Origin of the sequence: Pseudomonas petroselini (assembly GCF_045037875.1) — a bacterium.
Lineage (GTDB): Bacteria > Pseudomonadota > Gammaproteobacteria > Pseudomonadales > Pseudomonadaceae > Aquipseudomonas > Aquipseudomonas petroselini.
On sequence record NZ_CP173614.1, the window covers coordinates 4325057 to 4344501 of the forward strand.

Here is a 19445-nt window from a genome sequence, read left to right on the forward strand (position 1 = left end):
CGACCGCGTGCCCTTTGCGCCTTTGCACAGCGGTGTCCGGCTCAGCCAAGTCGATGTCTTTCTCAACCAAGCCTGCGACTTGAGGCGCGGACTATCTTGAGCGCCAGGCCCACTGATATTGATGAGCAGCAGTGCTCTTCGGCCACTTACGATAAGGACAGCCCAACCATGCCAATTGTTCGCCCCACCCTTGAACAGCTATTGGATGTATCGAGCCGCCTGCACATGCAGATCAGTGCGGAGCAAGCCCACGAATACCTGGCGCTTATGCAGTCAAGCTTCGATGCTTATGACCTGATTGACGAGCTGCCTGACTTCATTCCGCCGGTGCGTTACGAACGCAGTTCGGGCTATCGACCCTCGGCTGCACATAACCCGCTCAACGCCTGGTACTTCCGCACGGAAGTCAGCGGTGCGCGCAAAGGCAAGTTGGCGAATAAAACCGTCGCACTCAAGGACAATATTTCACTCGCGGGCATCCCCATGATGAATGGTGCAAAGCCCCTTGAAGGCTTCGTTCCATCATTTGATGCCACCGTTGTCTCCCGCTTGCTGGATGCCGGCGCAACCATCCTTGGCAAGGCAACCTGCGAGCATTACTGCCTGTCCGGGGGGAGTCACACCTCCGATCCGGCGCCGGTGCACAACCCCTATCGCCACGGATTTTCCTCAGGTGGGTCGTCTTCCGGCAGCGCCGCACTGGTTGCCTCGGGCGAGGTTGACCTGGCAGTCGGCGGTGACCAAGGAGGGTCAATCCGGATTCCTTCCGCATTCTGCGGCACTTACGGGATGAAGCCGACCCACGGACTGGTGCCTTACACCGGGATCATGGCCATCGAGGCGACTATCGATCATGCCGGCCCCATCACGGCAAACGTACGCGACAACGCCTTGATGCTGGAGGTCATGGCGGGAGCGGATGGGCTCGATCCGCGACAAGCCGCGCCCCAGGTCGACACGTACAGCGATTACCTGGAGCGCGGTGTGAGCGGGCTGAGGATCGGAGTGCTGCGCGAAGGCTTTGAACTGGCCAACCAAGACCCGCGTGTTGCCTCGTCTGTGCGCAAGGCCATCGACGCATTTGCACGGCTGGGCGCGCAGGTCGAAGAGGTGTCAGTGCCTGAGCACAAGATTGCCGGTGCGCTGTGGCACCCCATCGGCTGTGAAGGCCTGACGATGCAGATGATGCACGGCAATGGGGCCGGCTTTAACTGGCAAGGGCTGTATGACCTCGGGTTGCTGGACAAGCAAGCCGGATGGCGCGACCAGGCGAATGATCTGTCCGCCTCTCTCAAGCTGTGCATGTTCGTCGGGCAATACGGTCTGGAGCGCTACAACGGTCGTTTCTACGCCAAGGCACAAAACCTCAGGCGCCTGGCACGCTCCGGCTATGACGCCGCATTGGCGCGCTATGACCTGCTGGTGATGCCTACCGTGCCGATCATTGCCCAGCCCCACCCGGAGCCCGGTTGCTCGGTCACCGAGTACGTGGCCCGAGCGCTGGAAATGATCGGCAATGCCTCCGCACAGGACATCACTGGCCATCCGGCCATGTCGATTCCCTGTGGCCTGGTAGACGGTTTACCTGTCGGGCTGATGCTGGTGGGCAAACACTATGCCGAAGGCACGATTTACCAGGCTGCCGCGGCATTCGAGGCATCGGTTGACTGGAAAAACAGTCAGTAGCCGGTGCGTCCCCTTGCAGCGCAAGAGAATAAGCCGCCGGGCGCTGCCTAGAAGCTCAACGATGAGGAACTAACTGATGACCACACCTGAAAATAAAACATCAACCCCGGGTGAGCGAGCACAGGCATTACTGCAAGTGCTCAAACAAAAGGACCTGATCCCCGACGGTTACATCGAGCACATGACACAGCTGATGGCACACGAATGGAGCCCGCAGAACGGTGCTCGGGTGGTGGCCAAGGCATGGGTGGACCCGCAGTTCCGCGAACTGCTGCTCAAGGACGGTACCGCTGCATGCGCCCAATTTGGCTATACCGGCCCGCAAGGTGAATACATTGTTGCGCTGGAAGACACGCCCAGTGTGAAAAACGTGATCGTGTGCAGCCTGTGCTCCTGCACCAATTGGCCCGTCCTGGGCTTGCCGCCGGAGTGGTACAAGGGCTTCGAGTTCCGCGCCCGACTGGTTCGCGAAGGGCGCACCGTGCTGCGTGAGCTGGGCACGGAGCTGCCGGATGGGGTCACCATCAAGGTGTGGGACACCAGCGCCGAAAGCCGCTACCTGGTGCTGCCTCTGCGGCCAAAGGGGAGCGAATCCATGGATGAAGAGGCACTTCGAAAATTGATTACCAAGGATGTCCTTATTGGCGTGGCGCTACCGTACGTCGCCTAATCAGGGTGCTTTGTTTCTTTCAATTTTCATTCTCTATTCATTCGCTATTAAGAGGTATCCACGATGGATGGCTTTCACGATCTCGGCGGTTTCCAAGGCTTTGGCAAAGTCCCTCACACCGTCAACAGCCTGAGCTACCAACCTGTGTTCAAGCAGGACTGGGAGCACCTGGCGTACAGCTTGATGTTTATCGGTGCCGATCACTTGAAGAAGTTCAGCGTGGACGAAGTGCGCCACGCCGTCGAACGCCTAGACGTGCGCCAGCATGTCGGCACCCAGTACTACGAACGCTATGTCATCGCCACCGCCACCCTGCTGGTCGAAACCGGCGTCATCACCCAGGCGGAGCTCGATCAGGCCCTGGGGGCTCACTTCAAGCTGGCGAACCCCGCGCATGCGCAGGGTCGTCCGGCGATCACTGGCCGACCGCCTTTTGAAGTCGGCGACCGGGTTGTCGTGCGCAACGAGTATGTGGCCGGGCATATCCGCATGCCGGCCTATGTGCGCGGCAAGGAAGGCGTGGTCCTGCACCGAACTTCAGAAAAATGGCCGTTCCCGGACGCCATAGGTCATGGCGACTTGAGCGCTGCGCATCAGCCAACCTACCACGTCGAGTTTCGCGTCAAAGACCTGTGGGGGGATGCAGCCGACGACGGTTTTGTGGTGGTCGACCTGTTCGAAAGCTACTTGGACAAGGCCGCCAGCGCGCAAGCGGTGAACCTATGATTGACGGCGCCCAGGCGGGCCGACTGCCGGTGACCGTGCTTTCTGGCTTCCTCGGCGCCGGCAAAACCACCCTGCTCAATCATATTTTGCGTAATCGCGACGGCCTGAGAGTGGCAGTCATCGTCAATGACATGAGCGACGTCAACATCGATGCCGAAGAGGTGCAGCGCGACGTGGCGCTACACCGTGGTCGAGATGAATTGATCGAGATGAGCAATGGCTGTATCTGCTGCACGCTGCGCGCCGATTTGCTCGAGCAGATCAGTGCCCTGGCACGCCAGCAACGTTTTGACTACCTGCTCATTGAGTCCACGGGCATTTCCGAGCCGATGCCGGTTGCCGAGACGTTTGCATTCCTTGACGCAGAAGGTTTCAGCCTCAGCGAACTGGCGCGGCTCGATACCTTGGTGACGGTGGTCGATGGCAGTCGTTTTCAGGCGTTGCTCGACGCGCCAGACATCGTGGCCCGCGACGACGCCCAAGCGGACGCGCCCAAACGCCATCTGGCAGATCTGCTGATTGAGCAGGTGGAGTACGCCAATGTCATTCTCGTCAACAAACTGGACCTGATCGACGAGCCCGGTTACCAGGCCGTGCACGCGATCCTCACCGGCCTTAACCCGACCGCGCGGATCATGCCGATGACACACGGCAACGTTGAGCTATCAGGCATTCTCGGTACCCATCTGTTTGATTTACCCAGCCTGGCTGCATCACCCGGCTGGATGAAAAAAATGCAGGCCGACGAGACACCGGCCTCCGAGTCGGACACCTATGGCGTGACGTCATGGGTGTACCGCGAGCGTGCCCCCTTTCACCCACAGCGATTATTCGATTTTCTGCAGCGCCCCTGGTGCAACGGGCGCCTGTTGCGCAGCAAGGGTTACTTCTGGCTCGCCAGCCGGCACCTGGAAACGGGGCTGCTGGTGCACAGCGGCAGGCAGTTCCAGTGGGACTATGTCGGGCACTGGTGGAACTTCATCGAGCCGTCGCAATGGCCGCGGGATGAATATCGGTTGCGAAGCATCATGACCAAGTGGGACAGCATTGTCGGCGATTGCCGGCAGGAGCTGGTCTTTATCGGCCAGGATCTGGATACCCACGTGTTACAGCGCGCCCTCGACGACTGCTTGCTGAGTGCCCAGGAAATCGCCGCTGGCCCATCCGCCTGGCAAACGCTGCCAGGCGCGAACGTCTTTGACGCCCAGGCCTTATCCGCCCCGATGCAATCCTTGCAGGCTGTTCCCATTTGACCGAGGTAGAGGTGCCCCATGCTCTTTTTCCGCCGCACCACACACCGGGTATTGGCGCAGCTCGCCGACCGGCTGGACCAGCCTGGGCAGGCGAGCACGCCATTGTCGTCGAACAACCGGTCAGTGCACCGCATCCTGGCAAGCGTCGAACACCTGCTGCAAGAGCGGCAAGCCGTTAAGGAGCAGGCCAGCGCACTGACGTTTCGCGTCAGCCAACTGGAGGAGCACCTGGCCTGCCGTGACAAGCTGTTGCAGCAATGGGAGGCGCGCTGGGCACTGATCATACAGGGCGCAGGTGAGCTGTTCTGGGAACTGGAGCTGGATGGAACCGCTGCACCTGGGCCGGAATGTGCGATGACGTGGACGGGGCCTGCGTCGAACCCGGCCCAGGCGATGGATCAGCTCGGCGCGTGGAGTGAACAGTTGCACCCGGATGACCGGCAAGCGCATCTGGCGGCGCTCGCCAGGCACCTTGCCGATCGTAGCGGGCGGACCGCGTTTGCACTCGAGGTGCGCATGAAGCCTGCACCCGGCGATGACTACCGCTGGTGCAGCATCAGCGGTACCTCGCGGCGCGATGCGCAAGGCGCAGCGCTCTGCATCGCGGGGACCGTGCGTGACATTCATGCACAGTACCTGCACAACGAGGCGCTCGAACTGGCGGCCACACGTTTCGATATTTCCCGGGAGATGCTGCATGACGGGCTCTGGGACATCGAGGTGGTGGCAGGCGACCCGGCGAACCCAAAAAATACCATTTGGTGGTCTTCGCAAATGCGCCGACTGCTAGGGTGCAACACGGTTGAGGAGTTCCCCAACACCCTGGAAAGCTGGACCTCGCGCTTGCATCCCGACGATAGCGAAAGGGCCATCGGCGCATTCGTCGCCCATGTGGACGACCGAAGCGGCAAGACGCCGTTCGATGTGGATTATCGACTCAAGCACAAAAACGGCACGTACCGCTGGTTTCGCGGCCGCGGGCAAACGCGCCGCGCGCAGGACGGCTCCCCGCAACGGGTGATGGGTGCCATCACCGACATACATGCCCACCATGAAGAAAGCACGATGCGCGAGGCGCAGGCGCAACAACATCGGGTGATGCAGGAAACCCTCACCAAGCTGACGCAGATTGTTGCCACCATCCAGGGCATTGCCAGCCAGACCAACCTGCTGGCGTTGAATGCCGCCATTGAGGCGGCGCGAGCAGGCGAAGCCGGTCGCGGGTTTGCCGTGGTCGCCGATGAAGTGCGCAAGCTCGCCACGCGAACCAGCCAGGCGACCCAGCAAGCGGCCGAGATGATGGACAACTAGTCACATCCCTGCGCCTGCGCGGCGTGCGTGGGCACAGGGCAAATGCCAACAATAATAATCAGGTACGTTATGCGCGATTACGACTCAGCAGTGTCAACTTTCGACTATCTACAACTGGCGGCTCAAGACTTGCACGGCGAACCGCAAGCCTTGAACGCCTGCATCGAGTGCTGCGACCGGCACGCTCATGGCAATGCCGTGGCGTTGTACTGCGAAACGCGGGATGGTCGCGCCACGCGTTACACGTTCAGCGAATTGCAGGTGCACGCTGCGCGCTTCGCAAACTTCCTGCGAGCGCAAGGGGTCCAGCCGGGAGATCGTGTCGCCGGACTGCTGCCACGCACAGTTGAACTGGTGATTACTGTCCTCGGGACCTGGCGCATCGGCGCGGTCTACCAACCGCTCTTTACCGCATTCGGGCCCAAGGCGATCGAGCAGCGATTGGCGTGCTCCGGGGCACGCTGGATCGTGACCGATTCCCACAATCGTCCCAAGCTGGATGACATCCCCGACTGCCCTCGCGTCATCGTGGCCGACGGCCCCCCACAGCACCCGAGCGATCACGGTTTCTGGGACGCCCTCGGCCGTCAACACGCCGACTGCACGCCTGAGCTGCTGGACGCCAGTGCGCCTTTCCTGCTGATGTGTACCTCGGGCACTACAGGACCTGCCAAGCCGCTTGAGGTGCCTTTGAGCGCCATTCTGGCCTTCAAACGTTATATGCGCGATTCAATCGACCTGCGCGAAGACGATCATTTCTGGAACCTCGCCGACCCCGGCTGGGCCTATGGCTTGTATTACGCAGTCACCGGACCACTGGCGTGCGGCCGGGCCACGCTGTTCCATGACGGCCCTTTCACCGTGGAAAGCACCTGCCGGATTATCGCCAAGTATGCGATCAGCAACCTGGCCGGCTCGCCCACGGCCTATCGCCTGCTGATTGCTGCCGGGGCCGAGTTCGTCGACGCCGTGCGTGGTCAACTGCGTGTCGTCAGCAGCGCCGGCGAACCGCTCAACCCGCAAGTCATCCGTTGGTTCGCCGAACAGCTCGGCGTGGTCATTCACGACCATTACGGCCAGACCGAAATCGGCATGGTGCTGTGCAATCACCATGGGCTACGCCATCCGGTACGTGAGGGTTCTGCCGGTTACGCGGTGCCGGGGTACCGGATTGTCGTGCTGGATGATGCGCACCGGGAATTACCGACGGGTCAGCCGGGCGTACTGGCGGTGGACCGCGAGCGCTCGCCCCTGTGCTGGTTCAATGGCTACTTGCATATGCCCACCAAGGCCTTTGTCGACCGTTACTACTTGAGCGGCGATATCGTGGAGCTCAATGCGGACGGCAGTATCAGCTTTGTAGGCCGTAACGACGATGTGATCACCACGTCCGGCTACCGCGTGGGGCCTTTCGATGTCGAGAGTGCGCTGATCGAACATCCGGCTGTCGTCGAAGCTGCGGTGATCGGCAAGCCCGACCCGCAACGCACCGAGCTGATCAAGGCGTTTGTGGTGCTGAACCGTCAGTACCTGCCCAGTGCGGAGTTGGCGGAAGTCTTGCGCCTGCATGTCAAACAGCGCTTGGCTGCGCATGCGTACCCCCGGGAAATCGAGTTCGTCGAACAACTGCCCAAGACCCCGAGTGGCAAGGTGCAGCGGTTCATTCTGCGCAACCAGGAAATTGCCAAACAGCAGGCACTCGACACATGACTCACGGGCGTATGGCTCCCGCGCTGAGCCGCTCGGAGTTTCAGCGCAGAGCCCTGGAGCTGTTCAAGGAACGTAGTTTCAGCCAGGTCAGCATGCGCGAATTGGCGGCGCATGTTGGCATCAGCCCGGGGGCGATTTATTACCATGTGGAGAGCAAGGAAGCCATGCTGTTTGAATGGCTGACAGAGCTGTATCAGGCACTGTTGTCGCACGTCGACCTGCTCAAGACCCGAAGATTGACGCCCGCGCAACGCCTGACAAAACTGATCGAAGGCCATCTTAAATTGCATGAACAGATGACCGGGCACTTCAAGTTAGCGGTGATGGATGCCAATTGCCTGGGCGCCCCGATGCAGGCACGCATTGAGCGATTGAGGCTAGCCTATGAGTCAGAATTCATGAAATTGGTCGGCCAACTGGGCCATCCGCCCGGCGGGACGTTGCGCGAGGGTGCGCTTACTGCGATTTTGCCCATGCTGAACAGCCTACCCACCTGGCTGAGCCCGAAGGTTGATAAGGGGCAACGTCGGCTTATTACAAAGACCATCGCCGATGCGGTCATACACGCCATAAACGCCCTGCCTTGAGTGCCCCCTACCCTGCGCTGGATGTCAAAACTGACCCAGGCCCCTTTGTTCGCGTCCATGTCACGCTCCAGCGTGGTAGCGATCAAGCCGAAACTCCCATCGTACAAAACCGGGATTAGAAAACGCCCATAAAAACTACTCTCTGACCTGAGAAAAAGTTACCACTGGGCCATATTCCTGGTCAGACACTATCGCTTGCACACTAAATTTCTTTTCTGGACATTTACTCAGCAACACCATCCTCCATGACTGGGCAACAATCCTGCACAGCTGTTCATAAACAGCTTCATCCACCCTGTCACTGCAGCCTCCAAAAACATCATACAGATGCATATGATTCAAAACTTTCTCAACCGCCACTACATCATTATTGCAAGTCTCCATCCAGCTGGAGAACGCTTCAACAGTAAACCTGCTTTCCAGAAACACCCCCGATTCATGAACAACAAAATCGGGGAATAACACCTTACAAAACATCAAGGCATCTTCAGGGTGTACAACATCACTTATATAAGAAAACACATCCAGCTCGGACTGATCCTTCCATTGGCTCTTCCAACGCTCGTATTTTGGAGAACTGACAAGATCTGTCGACTTAATTATCTTCATGGAATTTATTCTTCACTAATGTTCCGTGGAGGTCTTTTGCTCGACGGAAATTGTCCTGTGATCAATCGATCCGACAACGTGTTGCGGCCCTAGTCGATAGCATGAGGCGTGGGAATTCCTGCCTGTGCATCACCCGTCACATCGCCCCCTTGGAGAATCATACCTTTATCATCATAAACGGCATAAGTTGTTATATTCACTCTGTTATCAGAACGATTCAGTGGATTACTACTTTCTGGAACATATAAAACTGCCCAGCAGTCGCTATTGACGTCGGCGCTTGAGTGCTCGCCTCGCGCGCAGCCCTGACATGAGCGCCTCCACTAGCTGGCCGGCAGCCCCAGCAGCCGCTCAATGGCTCCGACTAATGCCACTTCCATCAGCCTGGCAGTGTCCCCGTCTTCCCACCGTTGCGTGCTAAACCATGCATGCACGATGCCCAGCAGGGACGCGATGACGCAACCGAAGGTGAGCGCCCGACTAGGCTGACGTGGGCAATCCAACAAGGCCAACAAACGCGATTCGTATTGGCCGCGCAAAGCCTCGATGCCCTGCTGCTGCTCCTCGCTCAAGCACCCGCTGTCGCGCAGGGCTATGCGAAAGTGCATGGGCAGCTGCTGATGCAATTTGACGTGAGCGCGGATGACGGCGCCCACGCTGTCGCCGCACCGGCCATCCACCCGCGCCAATGTTGCCAGCAGTTCCTCGTAGAACTCCTCCAGAATATCCAGCAAAAGGTGTCGTTTGCTCGGGTAGTGGTAATACAGCGATCCCGGCGCCAACCCCATGCACGTTGCCAACTCGCGCATACCCACCTGGGCAAACCCCTTGCGGGCGAACAGTTCTACGGCCTTGTCACGGTGGCTGGCCAAGCGCTCACCGTGCTCAACCGTAGTCATAAAAGCCACGCCCGGTTTTACGGCCCAAGTCCCCCGCCGCAACCAACTCCCTGAGCATGCTCGCCGGTCGATACTTGCTGTCGCTGAAGCCGGCGTAGAGCGACTCGAGAATCGCCAGCACCGTGTCCAGGCCAATCAGGTCGGCCAATGCCAGAGGTCCCAGGGGCTGGTTGCAGCCCAGGACCATGGCACTGTCGATGTCTTTCGCACTGGCGATGCCTTCCTGATAGACCAACACCGCCTCATTGATCATCGGTACCAGGATGCGGTTGACCACAAACCCTGGCCGGTTGGCGCTGGTGATTGCGACTTTGTCCAGCCGCGCAACCAGCGCCAATACCTGCGTGTAGGTATGATCAGATGTGCGCAAACCACGCACCACCTCAATCAACTGCATCACCGGCACCGGATTGAAAAAGTGCACGCCGACAAACCGCTCCGGGTGTGACAGTTTCGCCGCCAACTGGGTGATCGACAGCGACGACGTGTTCGTCGCAATCACACACTGCGGGCTCACGTGCTGCACCACGCGCTTGAGCACGTCGTGCTTGAGCGACAAATGCTCCGTAGCGGCCTCAATCACAATATCTGCATCCTGCAGGCACCCGTAGTCGGTGCTTAGCTCTATTCGGGCGAGCACCGCGAGCTTATGGGCAGGCTCCATTGCCCGCCGTCCAAGGTTCTTGTCGATGGTCGCTACGGCCTTGTCGAGCATTTCCCTGGAGATATCGAGCAACCTGACCGTTAAACCAGCACTTGCACACACCTGGGCGATCCCGTTGCCCATGGTGCCGGCCCCCACCACTCCAACCGTTGCAAGACTCATCTTCAATTCAACTCCGATTGCGGGGTGGGTTTAAGCAAAAAGTGCGCGAGCGCGGGCACCAGAATCAGGGCCCCGACCATATTCCAAATAAACATAAACCCGAGCAGGATGCCCATGTCCACCTGAAACTTGATCGGCGACAGCACCCAGGTCAGCACCGCTACACCGAGCGTGATCCCGGTCATCACCACAACTTTGCCGGTAGACAGCAGCGCCAGGTAGTACGCGTTGGATAAATTCGCGCCCTGGCGCAGGTTGGTCAGGGTCACGCTGAGGATATACAGCGCGTAGTCCACGCCGATCCCCACGCCCAAGGCGATCACCGGCAGCGTCGCCACCTTGACCCCGATGTTCAGGCCCACCATCAAGGCTTCGCACAGAATCGAGGTCAGCATCAGCGGCAACACCGTGCACACCACCGCACGCCACGACCTGAATGTGATGAAGCACAGCACGATGACGGCGGCGTAGACCATGAACAGCATCTGCACGTTGGAGCGCTTGACGACGATATTCGTAGCCGCTTCGATACCGGCATTGCCCGCCGCATTCAGGAACTGGATCTGATCCGTGTTGTGAGTCGCCGCGAAGTGTTCGACGGCCTGCACCACACTCGTCAAGGTGTCGGCCTTGTGATCGGTAAGGTAGACATACACCGTCAACAAGTCGCAGTTCTGGTTGAACAGCTCGCGGGGCGCGCGGGTGATGATGGCGTTCAACAGGCCCTGGTTACGCGGGATCTCGTACCAGGTCATGCTGCCTTCGTTCATGCCGGCGGCCGCCTGTTTACTCAGCGCCGCGAGCGAAGTCGTGGAGACCACTCCAGGCAACTGCTGCAACGTCGCTTCCAGTGCATCCACGGCGACCAACGTCTCGTATTTGGCACAGAAGTATTGCGGTGTCTTCACCATCACCACGTACTTGTCGCTGCTGGCGGAAAAGTTGCTGACCATAAAGCGGTTGTCGTTGTTATAGCGCGAATCGGCGCGCAACTCCGGCGCGCCAGGGTTGAGGTCGCCGATCTTCACCTGCAGGCTGACAGCAAAGCCGGCAGCGCCCAGCAGCAGCGCCACGATAATTGCGCCACGTGCCCATTTGCGCTCGGTAAAACGGTCGAGAAAGGCCCAGAAAGCATGCCGACCGTGGTGGCTGTCCAACTGTGCGAACTTGTCATTCGCCGCCTCACGCAGCGCAGCAGCCTTGCTGACCCCGGTGTACGACAACAGGATCGGCAACAGGATCAGGTTGGTGAAAATCAACGTCAGTACACCAAGGGTCGCGGCAATGGCCAGGTCCTGGATCACCGGGATCTTGATGATCATCAGCACGGCAAAACCCACAGCGTCGGCTACCAACGCCATCAGCCCGGTGAGGAACAGTCGGCGAAAGGTCAGGCGTGCGGCCACCTGCTTGTCGGCGCCGCGACCGATATCCTGCATGATCCCGTTCATCTTCTGCGCGCCATGGCTGAGCCCGATGGCAAACACCAGAAATGGCACGAGGATCGAGTAGGGATCGAGGTCAAAGCCCAATGTTGGCAAGAGGCCCAACAACCACACTACGGCAATGATCGAGCACAGCAGCACCAGCAACGTGCTGCGCACACAGCGGGTGTACCAGAACAATACGATGCCGCAAATCACCAGGGTCGCGGCGAAGAACAGCTGCATCTGACGCATGCCGTCCAGCAGGTCGCCCACCACCTTGGCGAACCCGGTGATATGGATTTTCACGGCGTTGCTTTCATACTTTGCGCGAATCTGTTCGAGCTGAGCGGACAGCGCGTTGTAATCCAACGGTTTGCCGTCATCGCTGGTGATGTCCTGCAATGGCAGCAGCACGATGCTCGACTTGAAGTTGGACGCGACCAGCTTGCCCACCTCACCGGACCGCTCCACGTTCTGCCGCACCTGTTCCAGGCTGGCAGCGGAGCCATCGTAGTTGTCCGGCACAACCGGGCCGCCGTCGAAGCCCTCTTCGGTGACGCCGATCCAGCGGGTCGCGGGGGTCCACAAAGACTTCATGTAGGAGCGATCAACACCTGGCAGCAGGAAAACCTCGTCGTTGATCTTCTTCAAGGTCTCCATATAGGCTGCATCAAAAATGCTGCCCTGAGTCGCCTCCACGGCAATACGCAAGGTGTTGCCGCCCTCCCCCAGCTGGCTACGGTTTTTCAGATAGTTCTGCACGTAGGGATGATCGGTGGGGATCATTTTCTCGAACGCGGCATTGAGCTTCAGGCTCAGCGCCTGATAACCCAACACCAGGCTGAGCAACACGCACAGGCCTAAAATAATGCTGCGGTGGTTGAACAAAACACGTTCCACCAGCGTGCCGGAAGCGGGATCAAACGCACTGGAATTCAAACTGACCTCGGGCTCTGCAGGGCGGGTAAAACTGTTCATTGCGCGTGCTCCGACAATTCGGACGAGAGCATGCCGCGTGCGCTGCTGATCACCAGGTTGCCGGCAGCGGTTTGCGCCATGCCCGTGAAGTAACTCGATTGCGGCACCTCAATGGCGACGGCCTTGTTCGTTTCGCCGGTAAAGCGCAATACGCGCCCCGATTCGTCAGCCAGCAGCACCGAACCATCGGCGAGGCTGAGGCCGCTGGTCAGCGTGATCGGCTGCAAGGTGTCGAGGCGCTGCCAGCTGTCACCCGCATCGCGCGACTCGAAAGCTTTGCCGCGCAAGCCGAACATCATGAGCACGCCGCTTTGCGTGGCCTGGAGGCCGAATGTGGTGCCCTCATACGGCGAGGCCAATGCCTCGAACGTCTGGCCCTGGTTGCGCGAGCGCAACAGCGTGCCCTGCTCTCCCGCAATGAACAGGTCTGCACCAGAGCGCGCCATGGCGTAGAGGTGCAGGCCCGAGGGGTTGTCGAGTGCAGCGCGTAACGACTGCCAGCTTTGCCCGCCGTCGTGGGTCACGAAGGCCAGGCCATAGGCGCCGACGATCCAACCGGTATTAGCATCCACGAACAGCAGGTCCAGAAACGGTTTGTCCGGGCCTTCGTCGACCAATTGTTGAGCTTGGGTGATGCGCTCTGTATCGCCGCTGCGCGTGGCGTCTTGCAGTTCGATTGCTGCCGCCTGGATGCCGTCCAGCTGTCGCGTCCAGTTCAGCCCGCCGTCGCGCGTATGCAACACCACACCGGCGTGCCCGACCGCCCAACCTTCGACGTCATCGATGAAGCGCACTTTGACCAGCGTCACGCTGACCGGCGAATTAAGTTGCTGCCAGGACTTGCCTTCGTCGTTGGAGGCAATGATGAAGCCCCGCTCGCCAACCGCGACCAAGCGCTTACCGGCGCGCGCCACGCTAAGCATGACGGATTGGGCGGCAAGGGCACTGGCGATCGCCGGCTGCACCGGCATTTGCTCCGCCGCGCACGCCACGGCGCTCATCAGCAGCGTCACGAGCAATGCTTTGAGTGTGTGTATACGCATTTTCGAGCCTCGATGATGCGGTTCCGGGGTTGCCCCCGGAACACAGTGTTGAACACGCAGGTGCGAGGCTTAGCGCACAGACCCGGAAGCCACCGAGTTGCCGGTGAAGAAATTCTCCGGCTTACGCGGGATCACGCTGTAGGTTTCACCGTTCAGGCTCTGCACAACGCTGTAGGTCTTGGCTTGCAGGTTGTAGATCACCACCGGCTTGACCACCACCGCAGGAATCGATGGCACTACAAACGGCAGCACCTGGGACACGCGCCACAGCTTGCCTTCAGCGTCATAGCCATCCACCAGGGAAACCGTCCAGCTGTCTTCGTCGATAAAGAATCTGCGCTTGGGCACCGCGTGGCGCTTGCCCGGCGCAACCGTGGCTTCCAGCTCCCAGACGCGGTGTAGTTCCCAGCGCACTTTGTCGGCATTCAAGTGGTTGGCGACGAAGGTATCGTCGCGTTTTTCGGCATTGAACTTGTTGTCGTTATAGGGGATGTACAGCTCTTTCTTGCCCACCAGTTTCCACTCATAACGGTCCGGATGGCCGATGAAACCGTGGACCTCGTCAAAGTAGTTGGCGCCCGAGGCGACAAAGTCCGGCGTGTCATACCCCACCGTAGGCGCACGCCTTACGCGGCGTTGGCCCACCAGGTATTGCCAGGCTTCACGCGGCTCCGCGGGGTTGACGCTGTCGTGGGTCACCAGCGATTCGCCGGCCTTGAACGGTGGCTCGTTGGTCAAGAAGCGCAGTAAGGCGTACTGGCCGTTCCAGGCCTGTGCGTTGCCCTCCTTGTAGTAGTAGGGATACTGCCAGTTCTCGACGCCACGGCTGGCCAGGGTCTGGGTGCCGTCGGCGTTGCCGATGATGTTGGCATAGCCCATCTGGATGGACTCGGCTTCGACCCGCAAGAGGAAATTCCAGATCACTTCGTTGCCGGTTTTCGGGATCGGGAATGGAATGCCGCCGTAGCAGCCCTCCACCGACAGGCCGTTGCTGGTGGTCTTGCACTGTGTGGCATTGGCAAAGGTGTTTTGATAAACGCTTTCGGGCGCGGCGGCAGTGCGATGTGTCGGATACACGTCCAAGTGATAGGTGTCAGGGTATTTGGCCAACAGTGCCTTGGTGCCTTCGCTTAATTTGTCCGCGTATTGCGCAGCGTTCTTCGCGGTGATTTTCAGCACAGGCTTCTCACCGGGGAACGGGTCGGCGGGCACGTCGCCGAATTTGGCGCCGGCCACCTCCTTGGTCAGCCCACCGGTCCACGCGGGAATGCTGCCATCGGCATTGCCGGCTTTCTCCGCGCCCATGGGCGTGAGCGTGGTCTTGAGTTTGGCCGCTTCGTCAGGACTGACCGCCGCAAAGGCGGAGCCGGCGCAAATCGCCAACGACAAGGTCGAGAGCAGCAGCAATTTATTTTTTGTCATTATCAGTGTCCGCCTGTTCTTTGCTTAAAAGGTTCGCTGGATCGAGAACGCCACGAAGTCCCGGTCTTTCATGTTTTGCTGGTAGGTGAATGAGTTGGCCGAGTTGATCACCGGCCCGGCCTCGCCGAAAAAGTTGGTGTAGCTCAATGACGCGTACCACTGCTTCTTGTAATCCGCCTTGAGGCCCAGGGTCAGGTCACCGCCATGCTCGGGGCCGAACGCCTGGGGCGTGACCGAAGAACGGCCGGATGGGTTGTAGCCAACCGTGATGGGCATTTGCACATCGATGCCGGGGAAAACCTGGAAGTACTGCGGCTCGAAGGTGAAGCGCAGCGCGAAGGCGTCGCGCGTGGTGTTGGGGTCCAGTTGGTCAGCGTTTTTGGTTACGCTCAGGCGACGGTTGAATGCCAGCTCGCCGACGAGTGACGCGCCATCCCACAACGCTGATCCACCGTAGACGTTGACCATCGACACCTGAGCATGCCACGACCGGCCAATGGGGTAAGCCGGATTGGAATCGTTGTCGGAATCCATGCCAGTGATGATGGTGCCGCCGACACCGGCCAATGGCGTGTCGAGCCTGATCGAGGTCTCACCGGCGATATTGGCTTCGCCCACCAGGGTGCTGAAGCTGGCGCCGAAGACCTTGATGTCCTCGGGGTAAACGTTGATGAACGTGTCATTGGCACCCGGCACCAACGCAGCCGGGCGGAAGTAAAACACTGGCGTCTTTTCGTGGTATTTGGCCGCGTACAGGCCGAACTCCCAGTCCTCGATGGCAAACTTGAGTTGGGCGCCGAACTGTCCGGAATTGCGTGCGTCCTTGTCCTTGCCGTGCAGCAACGCGCCAGTCGGAAAGAACACCCGCTCCCCGCCTTCACCCACAAAATCCGCGCCACTGAAATAGCTGCCCGCCGCCGGGAGGCGGGTCTTGTTCCATTCGAACTGATAGTAGGCACCGACGCTGACGGTATCGGTGAGTTGCCAGTTGCCCGACACCTGCTTGGTGGGCATCAGAATCTCTTTGAACTGCGAACCGGGGACCGATTGCAGCTTGACCAGGTCGACCGTGGATTGTGCATTCGCAATGCCGTTGGCGCCGAAGAACAGGCTCTCACCGTAGATCTGGGTGAACTGCCCAAGGCGCCCGGATAACGTGGTGTTGCCCACTTCCCGGGAACCGTAGACAAAGGCGTCTAGGACTTCCGTACGTTTTTCGTGAATGCGCCGGGTGTCGCTGGTGAACTGGTCGTGGTCGACGCTCACCGAGTTGGCGGTGCCGGGCGAGTCGTTATCGTTGTCGTGGCTGTAGACGTTGTCGTACCAGGATGCCGCACTGAGCCTGGCGCCGACGTCTTTGTACTTGATGTCGAATTCAGAAAGCAGGTCGAGGCGATTGGAGATCAACCCACGGTCAAAATTGCGGTCGCCATCGTCCAGGTTGATGTTGCCGTTGGAGGTACCCGGACCCGCCGCCACTTTTGAGTCCAGCTTGTTCACGCGCCAAGCGTTACTGTACTTGACGGTGTTGTCCCAGGTGGCGGTGAGGTCAGGGTTGCCGGTATCGATTGCAAAGGCGTGCACCGTGCTTGAAAGGCTTAGCAGCAGGGTTGCGCTGACGGCGCAGGCGAGGCCGGAGACCGGCAACGGGCAGGGCCGCAGGTTGGCTGTTTTCATCGTGATGTTCCTGTTTTTGTTGTTTTTGTTAACGGGCATCCACTCGCGGCGCCCTCGCACCGCATGTGCGCAATGTTATTTTTAATGCACCAAATAACACTTTGTGCACAAAAACTATTCCTGTAAAAATTCAATGTCAAGCACATTCCGGATTTGCAATGAGGCTTTGCACTAAATCTGTTTTTGCGCATAAACTGCGTTTAGTGCAAATTTCAGGACACCCACCATGACCCCCTCCGCCAACAGTCCGCTGATCGAAGTCGCGCTGACGAAGATGAAAAAGGCGATTGTTTGTTGTGAACTGGCCCCCGGCGAAAAGCTCAAGGTGGCCGAACTGTCAAAGACCTACGGGTTGAGCAGCTCCCCTATCCGCGAAGCGCTCAACCGCCTGGCCCAGGACGGCGTCGTCGAGTCCAGCGATAACAAGGGCTTTCGGGTGGCGCCGATTTCCACCGCAGACTTTCGCGATATCACGCGCATGCGCTGCCTGCTTGAGTGCGAAGCGCTGAGCGATGCGATTGAATACGGCGATGACCACTGGGAAGCCGAAGTACTCGGCGCGTTTCACCGGTTGAACCTGATGGAGAAAAAACTCGGCAGCGGTGTGCTGGTGCTTGACGATGAATGGTCGACCCGGCACAAGGCGTTCCACTTCTCACTGTTTGGTGCGTGCCCGTCGCCGCTGTTGCTGAAGATGATCGACTCGCTGTTCGACCGTGCCGAGCGTTACCGGCGCTTTTCTGCCAAGCAACGTATCCGCCAGCGTCACAAAGGCAATGAGCACCAGGAACTGATGGATGCGGCCCTGGCACGCGATACCGATAGAGCGGTGACGCTGCTGCGCAATCACATCCAGGACACGCTGGAGCGCACAATCGAGGCGATTGAACGCCAGCAGGCCACGTTGCAATAACAAGGTAGGAGCGAGCTTGCTGTGGCGAGCTCGCTCCTACAGGTTCAAGCGGCGTCCGGTCGCTTGCCACTCAAGGCCAATTCCATGCCCTCCAGCAGCTCCATGGCCCAGGCCACGGTCACTGCACCGCCATACACATAATGGTCCGGACGCACGATCACCACGTTGCAGCCACGCAGCTCCAGCCATTGCGCCAATAGACCATCGACCTCTTCGTAGTCATCCACCGTACGCGCACCAGGCTGCTGCGAAGTGACCAACCGCACCACTTCAATCGGCAAGCCATCGAGTGACTGGCTGCTGCGCAGACACCGCAGCAACGCACTGGCGTCGAACCCTGGCGCGATGATCACGCGAAAGGATTGCCCGGTGAACTCATCCAGCAACCCCTGCTTACCTTCATGATTGATTACCCGCGGCTGAGGAAACAGCTCGCCGGCCGGCGCCACATTTGCGATAAACCCATGCTTCAAGCCTGGGATCAGCGATTGACGAATGATGCCTTCCGGTTGCTCGGTCATCTGCCGGATCAAGTGCGCATCGCGCAATGCCGCGCGCTCACTGTCGCGTTCGCAAATCACCCCGCCGAACTCCTTGGCTGCCTGGGTCGTTTGACGCACGTGGGGGATACGCTCAGCCTGATAGGTATCGAGGAACGCCGGCGCCGCCAGGCCTTTCTTGACCAGGGCGAGCTTCCAGACCAGGTTCAACGCATCGCGAATTCCCTGGCACATGCCTTGCGCCAAAAACGGCGGCGTCATGTGCGCGGCATCGCCGAGGAAGAACACACGGTCGGCCTTCCACTGCTCCAGGATCAACGCATGGAAGCGATACGCCGAGGCGCGCCACAGTTGATAGTCAGCCTCCGGTAACCAGCGAGCGATGAGCTGTTTGATTACCTCGGGTTTTGAAATCTCCGAGGGTTGCTCATCCGGATTGATCATGAACTCCCAGCGTCGATGCCGCCCCGGCCCCACCACGAAGGTGCAAGGCCGCGCCAGTTCGCAGAACTGTACGTTGGTCTTGGGCAAATGCTCTCCCGCGCCCTCATTGAGGATCACATCGACCACCAGCCAGGGTTCGTCGAAGGCCAGATCCTCCATGTTCAACCCGAGCCGGGTACGAATCGGGCTAGTGCCGCCGTCGCAAGCCAGGACGTAGTCCGCCGTTACCGTGCGCTCGCTGCCATCCCTGGACTGAATCCGCACCTGGGCCTGGTCAACCGCCAGCACTTCGGCGCCAAGTTCCACGGTCACACTCTTGTGGCCGGCGATTTTACCGCGCAGCGCGTGTTCTACCGGTGGCTGAGAAAATACGTAATTGGGTGCCCAGCCCAAGGCAAACGGCGGCTTGGCTGCGTCAATGCGCTTGATCAGGTGGGAACCGGTGGTGCGATACTCCGAGGGGCGATACGGCATCACATGCGCGGCGATCTCATTGGCCAAGCCGATATTGCCGAAAACGCGCATCACCTCATGGTCGAACCCCATGGCGCGGGGGTTGGTGTAGACCGTTTCGGATTTGTCCACGACGAGGGTCTTGAGCCCCCACATACCGGCCAGGTTCGCGCATACGGCACCTACCGGCCCCATTCCAACAATGATGACATCGTAGTCCATCGTCTACTCCGCTTCTTGTGCTTATCAGGTGCAACGTGGGGCTGATGGGCAGGCACGGGGCCCCCATCAGCCGGGCTTCTCATGACGCG

15 protein-coding genes and 2 pseudogenes are annotated in these 19445 nt (G+C 59.5%); 9 read left to right on the plus strand and 8 right to left on the minus strand.

Annotated elements, in window-relative coordinates; translation table 11 throughout:
• Positions 1 to 168: 168 nt before the first annotated feature.
• The 8 genes and pseudogenes from ACI512_RS19820 to ACI512_RS19855 all read left to right on the plus strand — a co-directional run bounded on the left by ACI512_RS19820 (position 169) and on the right by ACI512_RS19855 (position 7943).
• The gene (locus tag ACI512_RS19820) at positions 169 to 1686 is read left to right on the plus strand and encodes an amidase (RefSeq protein WP_405121281.1); all 1518 of its coding nucleotides are present in this window, start codon (positions 169 to 171) and stop codon (positions 1684 to 1686) included.
• A 76-nt stretch (positions 1687 to 1762) separates the two neighbouring features.
• A complete protein-coding gene (gene nthA, locus ACI512_RS19825; RefSeq protein WP_236380612.1) occupies positions 1763 to 2356 on the plus strand; it encodes a nitrile hydratase subunit alpha in 594 nt (197 codons plus the stop codon).
• Positions 2357 to 2419: 63 nt separating this feature from the next.
• Positions 2420 to 3082, plus strand: a complete 663-nt coding sequence (nthB, locus tag ACI512_RS19830; protein WP_236380613.1) for a nitrile hydratase subunit beta — start codon at positions 2420 to 2422, stop codon at positions 3080 to 3082.
• The gene (locus ACI512_RS19835; protein WP_236380614.1) at positions 3079 to 4335 is read left to right on the plus strand and encodes a GTP-binding protein; all 1257 of its coding nucleotides are present in this window, start codon (positions 3079 to 3081) and stop codon (positions 4333 to 4335) included. The genes nthB and ACI512_RS19835 overlap by 4 nt, the downstream gene beginning before the upstream one ends.
• A 393-nt stretch (positions 4336 to 4728) precedes the next feature.
• Positions 4729 to 5352, plus strand: a pseudogene (locus ACI512_RS19840) (PAS domain-containing protein); the annotation flags it as partial.
• 27 nt (positions 5353 to 5379) lie between these two features.
• A pseudogene (locus tag ACI512_RS19845) lies at positions 5380 to 5637 on the plus strand (methyl-accepting chemotaxis protein); the annotation flags it as partial.
• Positions 5638 to 5715: 78 nt separating this feature from the next.
• Positions 5716 to 7356, plus strand: coding sequence for an AMP-binding protein (locus ACI512_RS19850; protein ID WP_405121282.1), 1641 nt, complete (start codon positions 5716 to 5718; stop codon positions 7354 to 7356).
• Positions 7357 to 7367: 11 nt separating this feature from the next.
• A complete protein-coding gene (locus tag ACI512_RS19855; protein ID WP_236380620.1) occupies positions 7368 to 7943 on the plus strand; it encodes a TetR/AcrR family transcriptional regulator in 576 nt (191 codons plus the stop codon).
• A gap of 135 nt (positions 7944 to 8078) precedes the next feature.
• On the opposite strand, the gene ACI512_RS19860 is transcribed toward ACI512_RS19855, so the two are convergent.
• From ACI512_RS19860 to ACI512_RS19890, 7 genes are all read right to left on the minus strand, one after another.
• Positions 8079 to 8552 (minus strand): hypothetical protein, encoded by a 474-nt coding sequence (locus ACI512_RS19860; RefSeq protein WP_236380621.1) that lies wholly within the window; start codon positions 8550 to 8552, stop codon positions 8079 to 8081.
• A gap of 323 nt (positions 8553 to 8875) precedes the next feature.
• Positions 8876 to 9451, minus strand: a complete 576-nt coding sequence (locus ACI512_RS19865; protein WP_236380625.1) for a TetR/AcrR family transcriptional regulator — start codon at positions 9449 to 9451, stop codon at positions 8876 to 8878.
• Positions 9438 to 10277 (minus strand): 3-hydroxyacyl-CoA dehydrogenase NAD-binding domain-containing protein, encoded by an 840-nt coding sequence (locus ACI512_RS19870; RefSeq protein ID WP_064053576.1) that lies wholly within the window; start codon positions 10275 to 10277, stop codon positions 9438 to 9440. Before ACI512_RS19870 ends, ACI512_RS19865 begins: the two co-directional genes overlap by 14 nt.
• Before the next feature lie 2 nt (positions 10278 to 10279).
• Positions 10280 to 12682: an RND family transporter gene (locus ACI512_RS19875; protein ID WP_236380628.1), complete on the minus strand. Its 2403-nt coding sequence runs from the start codon at positions 12680 to 12682 to the stop codon at positions 10280 to 10282.
• Positions 12679 to 13725 (minus strand): YCF48-related protein, encoded by a 1047-nt coding sequence (locus ACI512_RS19880; protein WP_064053574.1) that lies wholly within the window; start codon positions 13723 to 13725, stop codon positions 12679 to 12681. The genes ACI512_RS19875 and ACI512_RS19880 overlap by 4 nt, the downstream gene beginning before the upstream one ends.
• Before the next feature lie 69 nt (positions 13726 to 13794).
• Positions 13795 to 15147, minus strand: a complete 1353-nt coding sequence (locus ACI512_RS19885) for a DUF1329 domain-containing protein (protein WP_236380631.1) — start codon at positions 15145 to 15147, stop codon at positions 13795 to 13797.
• 24 nt (positions 15148 to 15171) lie between these two features.
• Positions 15172 to 16824: a DUF1302 domain-containing protein gene (locus tag ACI512_RS19890; protein WP_064053572.1), complete on the minus strand. Its 1653-nt coding sequence runs from the start codon at positions 16822 to 16824 to the stop codon at positions 15172 to 15174.
• Between the two features lie 226 nt (positions 16825 to 17050).
• On the opposite strand from ACI512_RS19890, the gene ACI512_RS19895 reads away from it, so the two are divergent.
• Entirely contained in the window at positions 17051 to 17737 is a 687-nt protein-coding gene (locus ACI512_RS19895) for a GntR family transcriptional regulator (protein ID WP_064053571.1), read from the plus strand.
• Between the two features lie 44 nt (positions 17738 to 17781).
• Here ACI512_RS19895 and ACI512_RS19900 read toward each other — a convergent pair whose 3' ends face one another.
• Positions 17782 to 19356 carry a bifunctional 3-(3-hydroxy-phenyl)propionate/3-hydroxycinnamic acid hydroxylase gene (locus ACI512_RS19900; protein ID WP_064053570.1) on the minus strand — a complete coding sequence of 525 codons (1575 nt, stop codon included), beginning with the start codon at positions 19354 to 19356 and terminating at the stop codon, positions 17782 to 17784.
• Between the last annotated feature and the right edge of the window lie 89 nt (positions 19357 to 19445).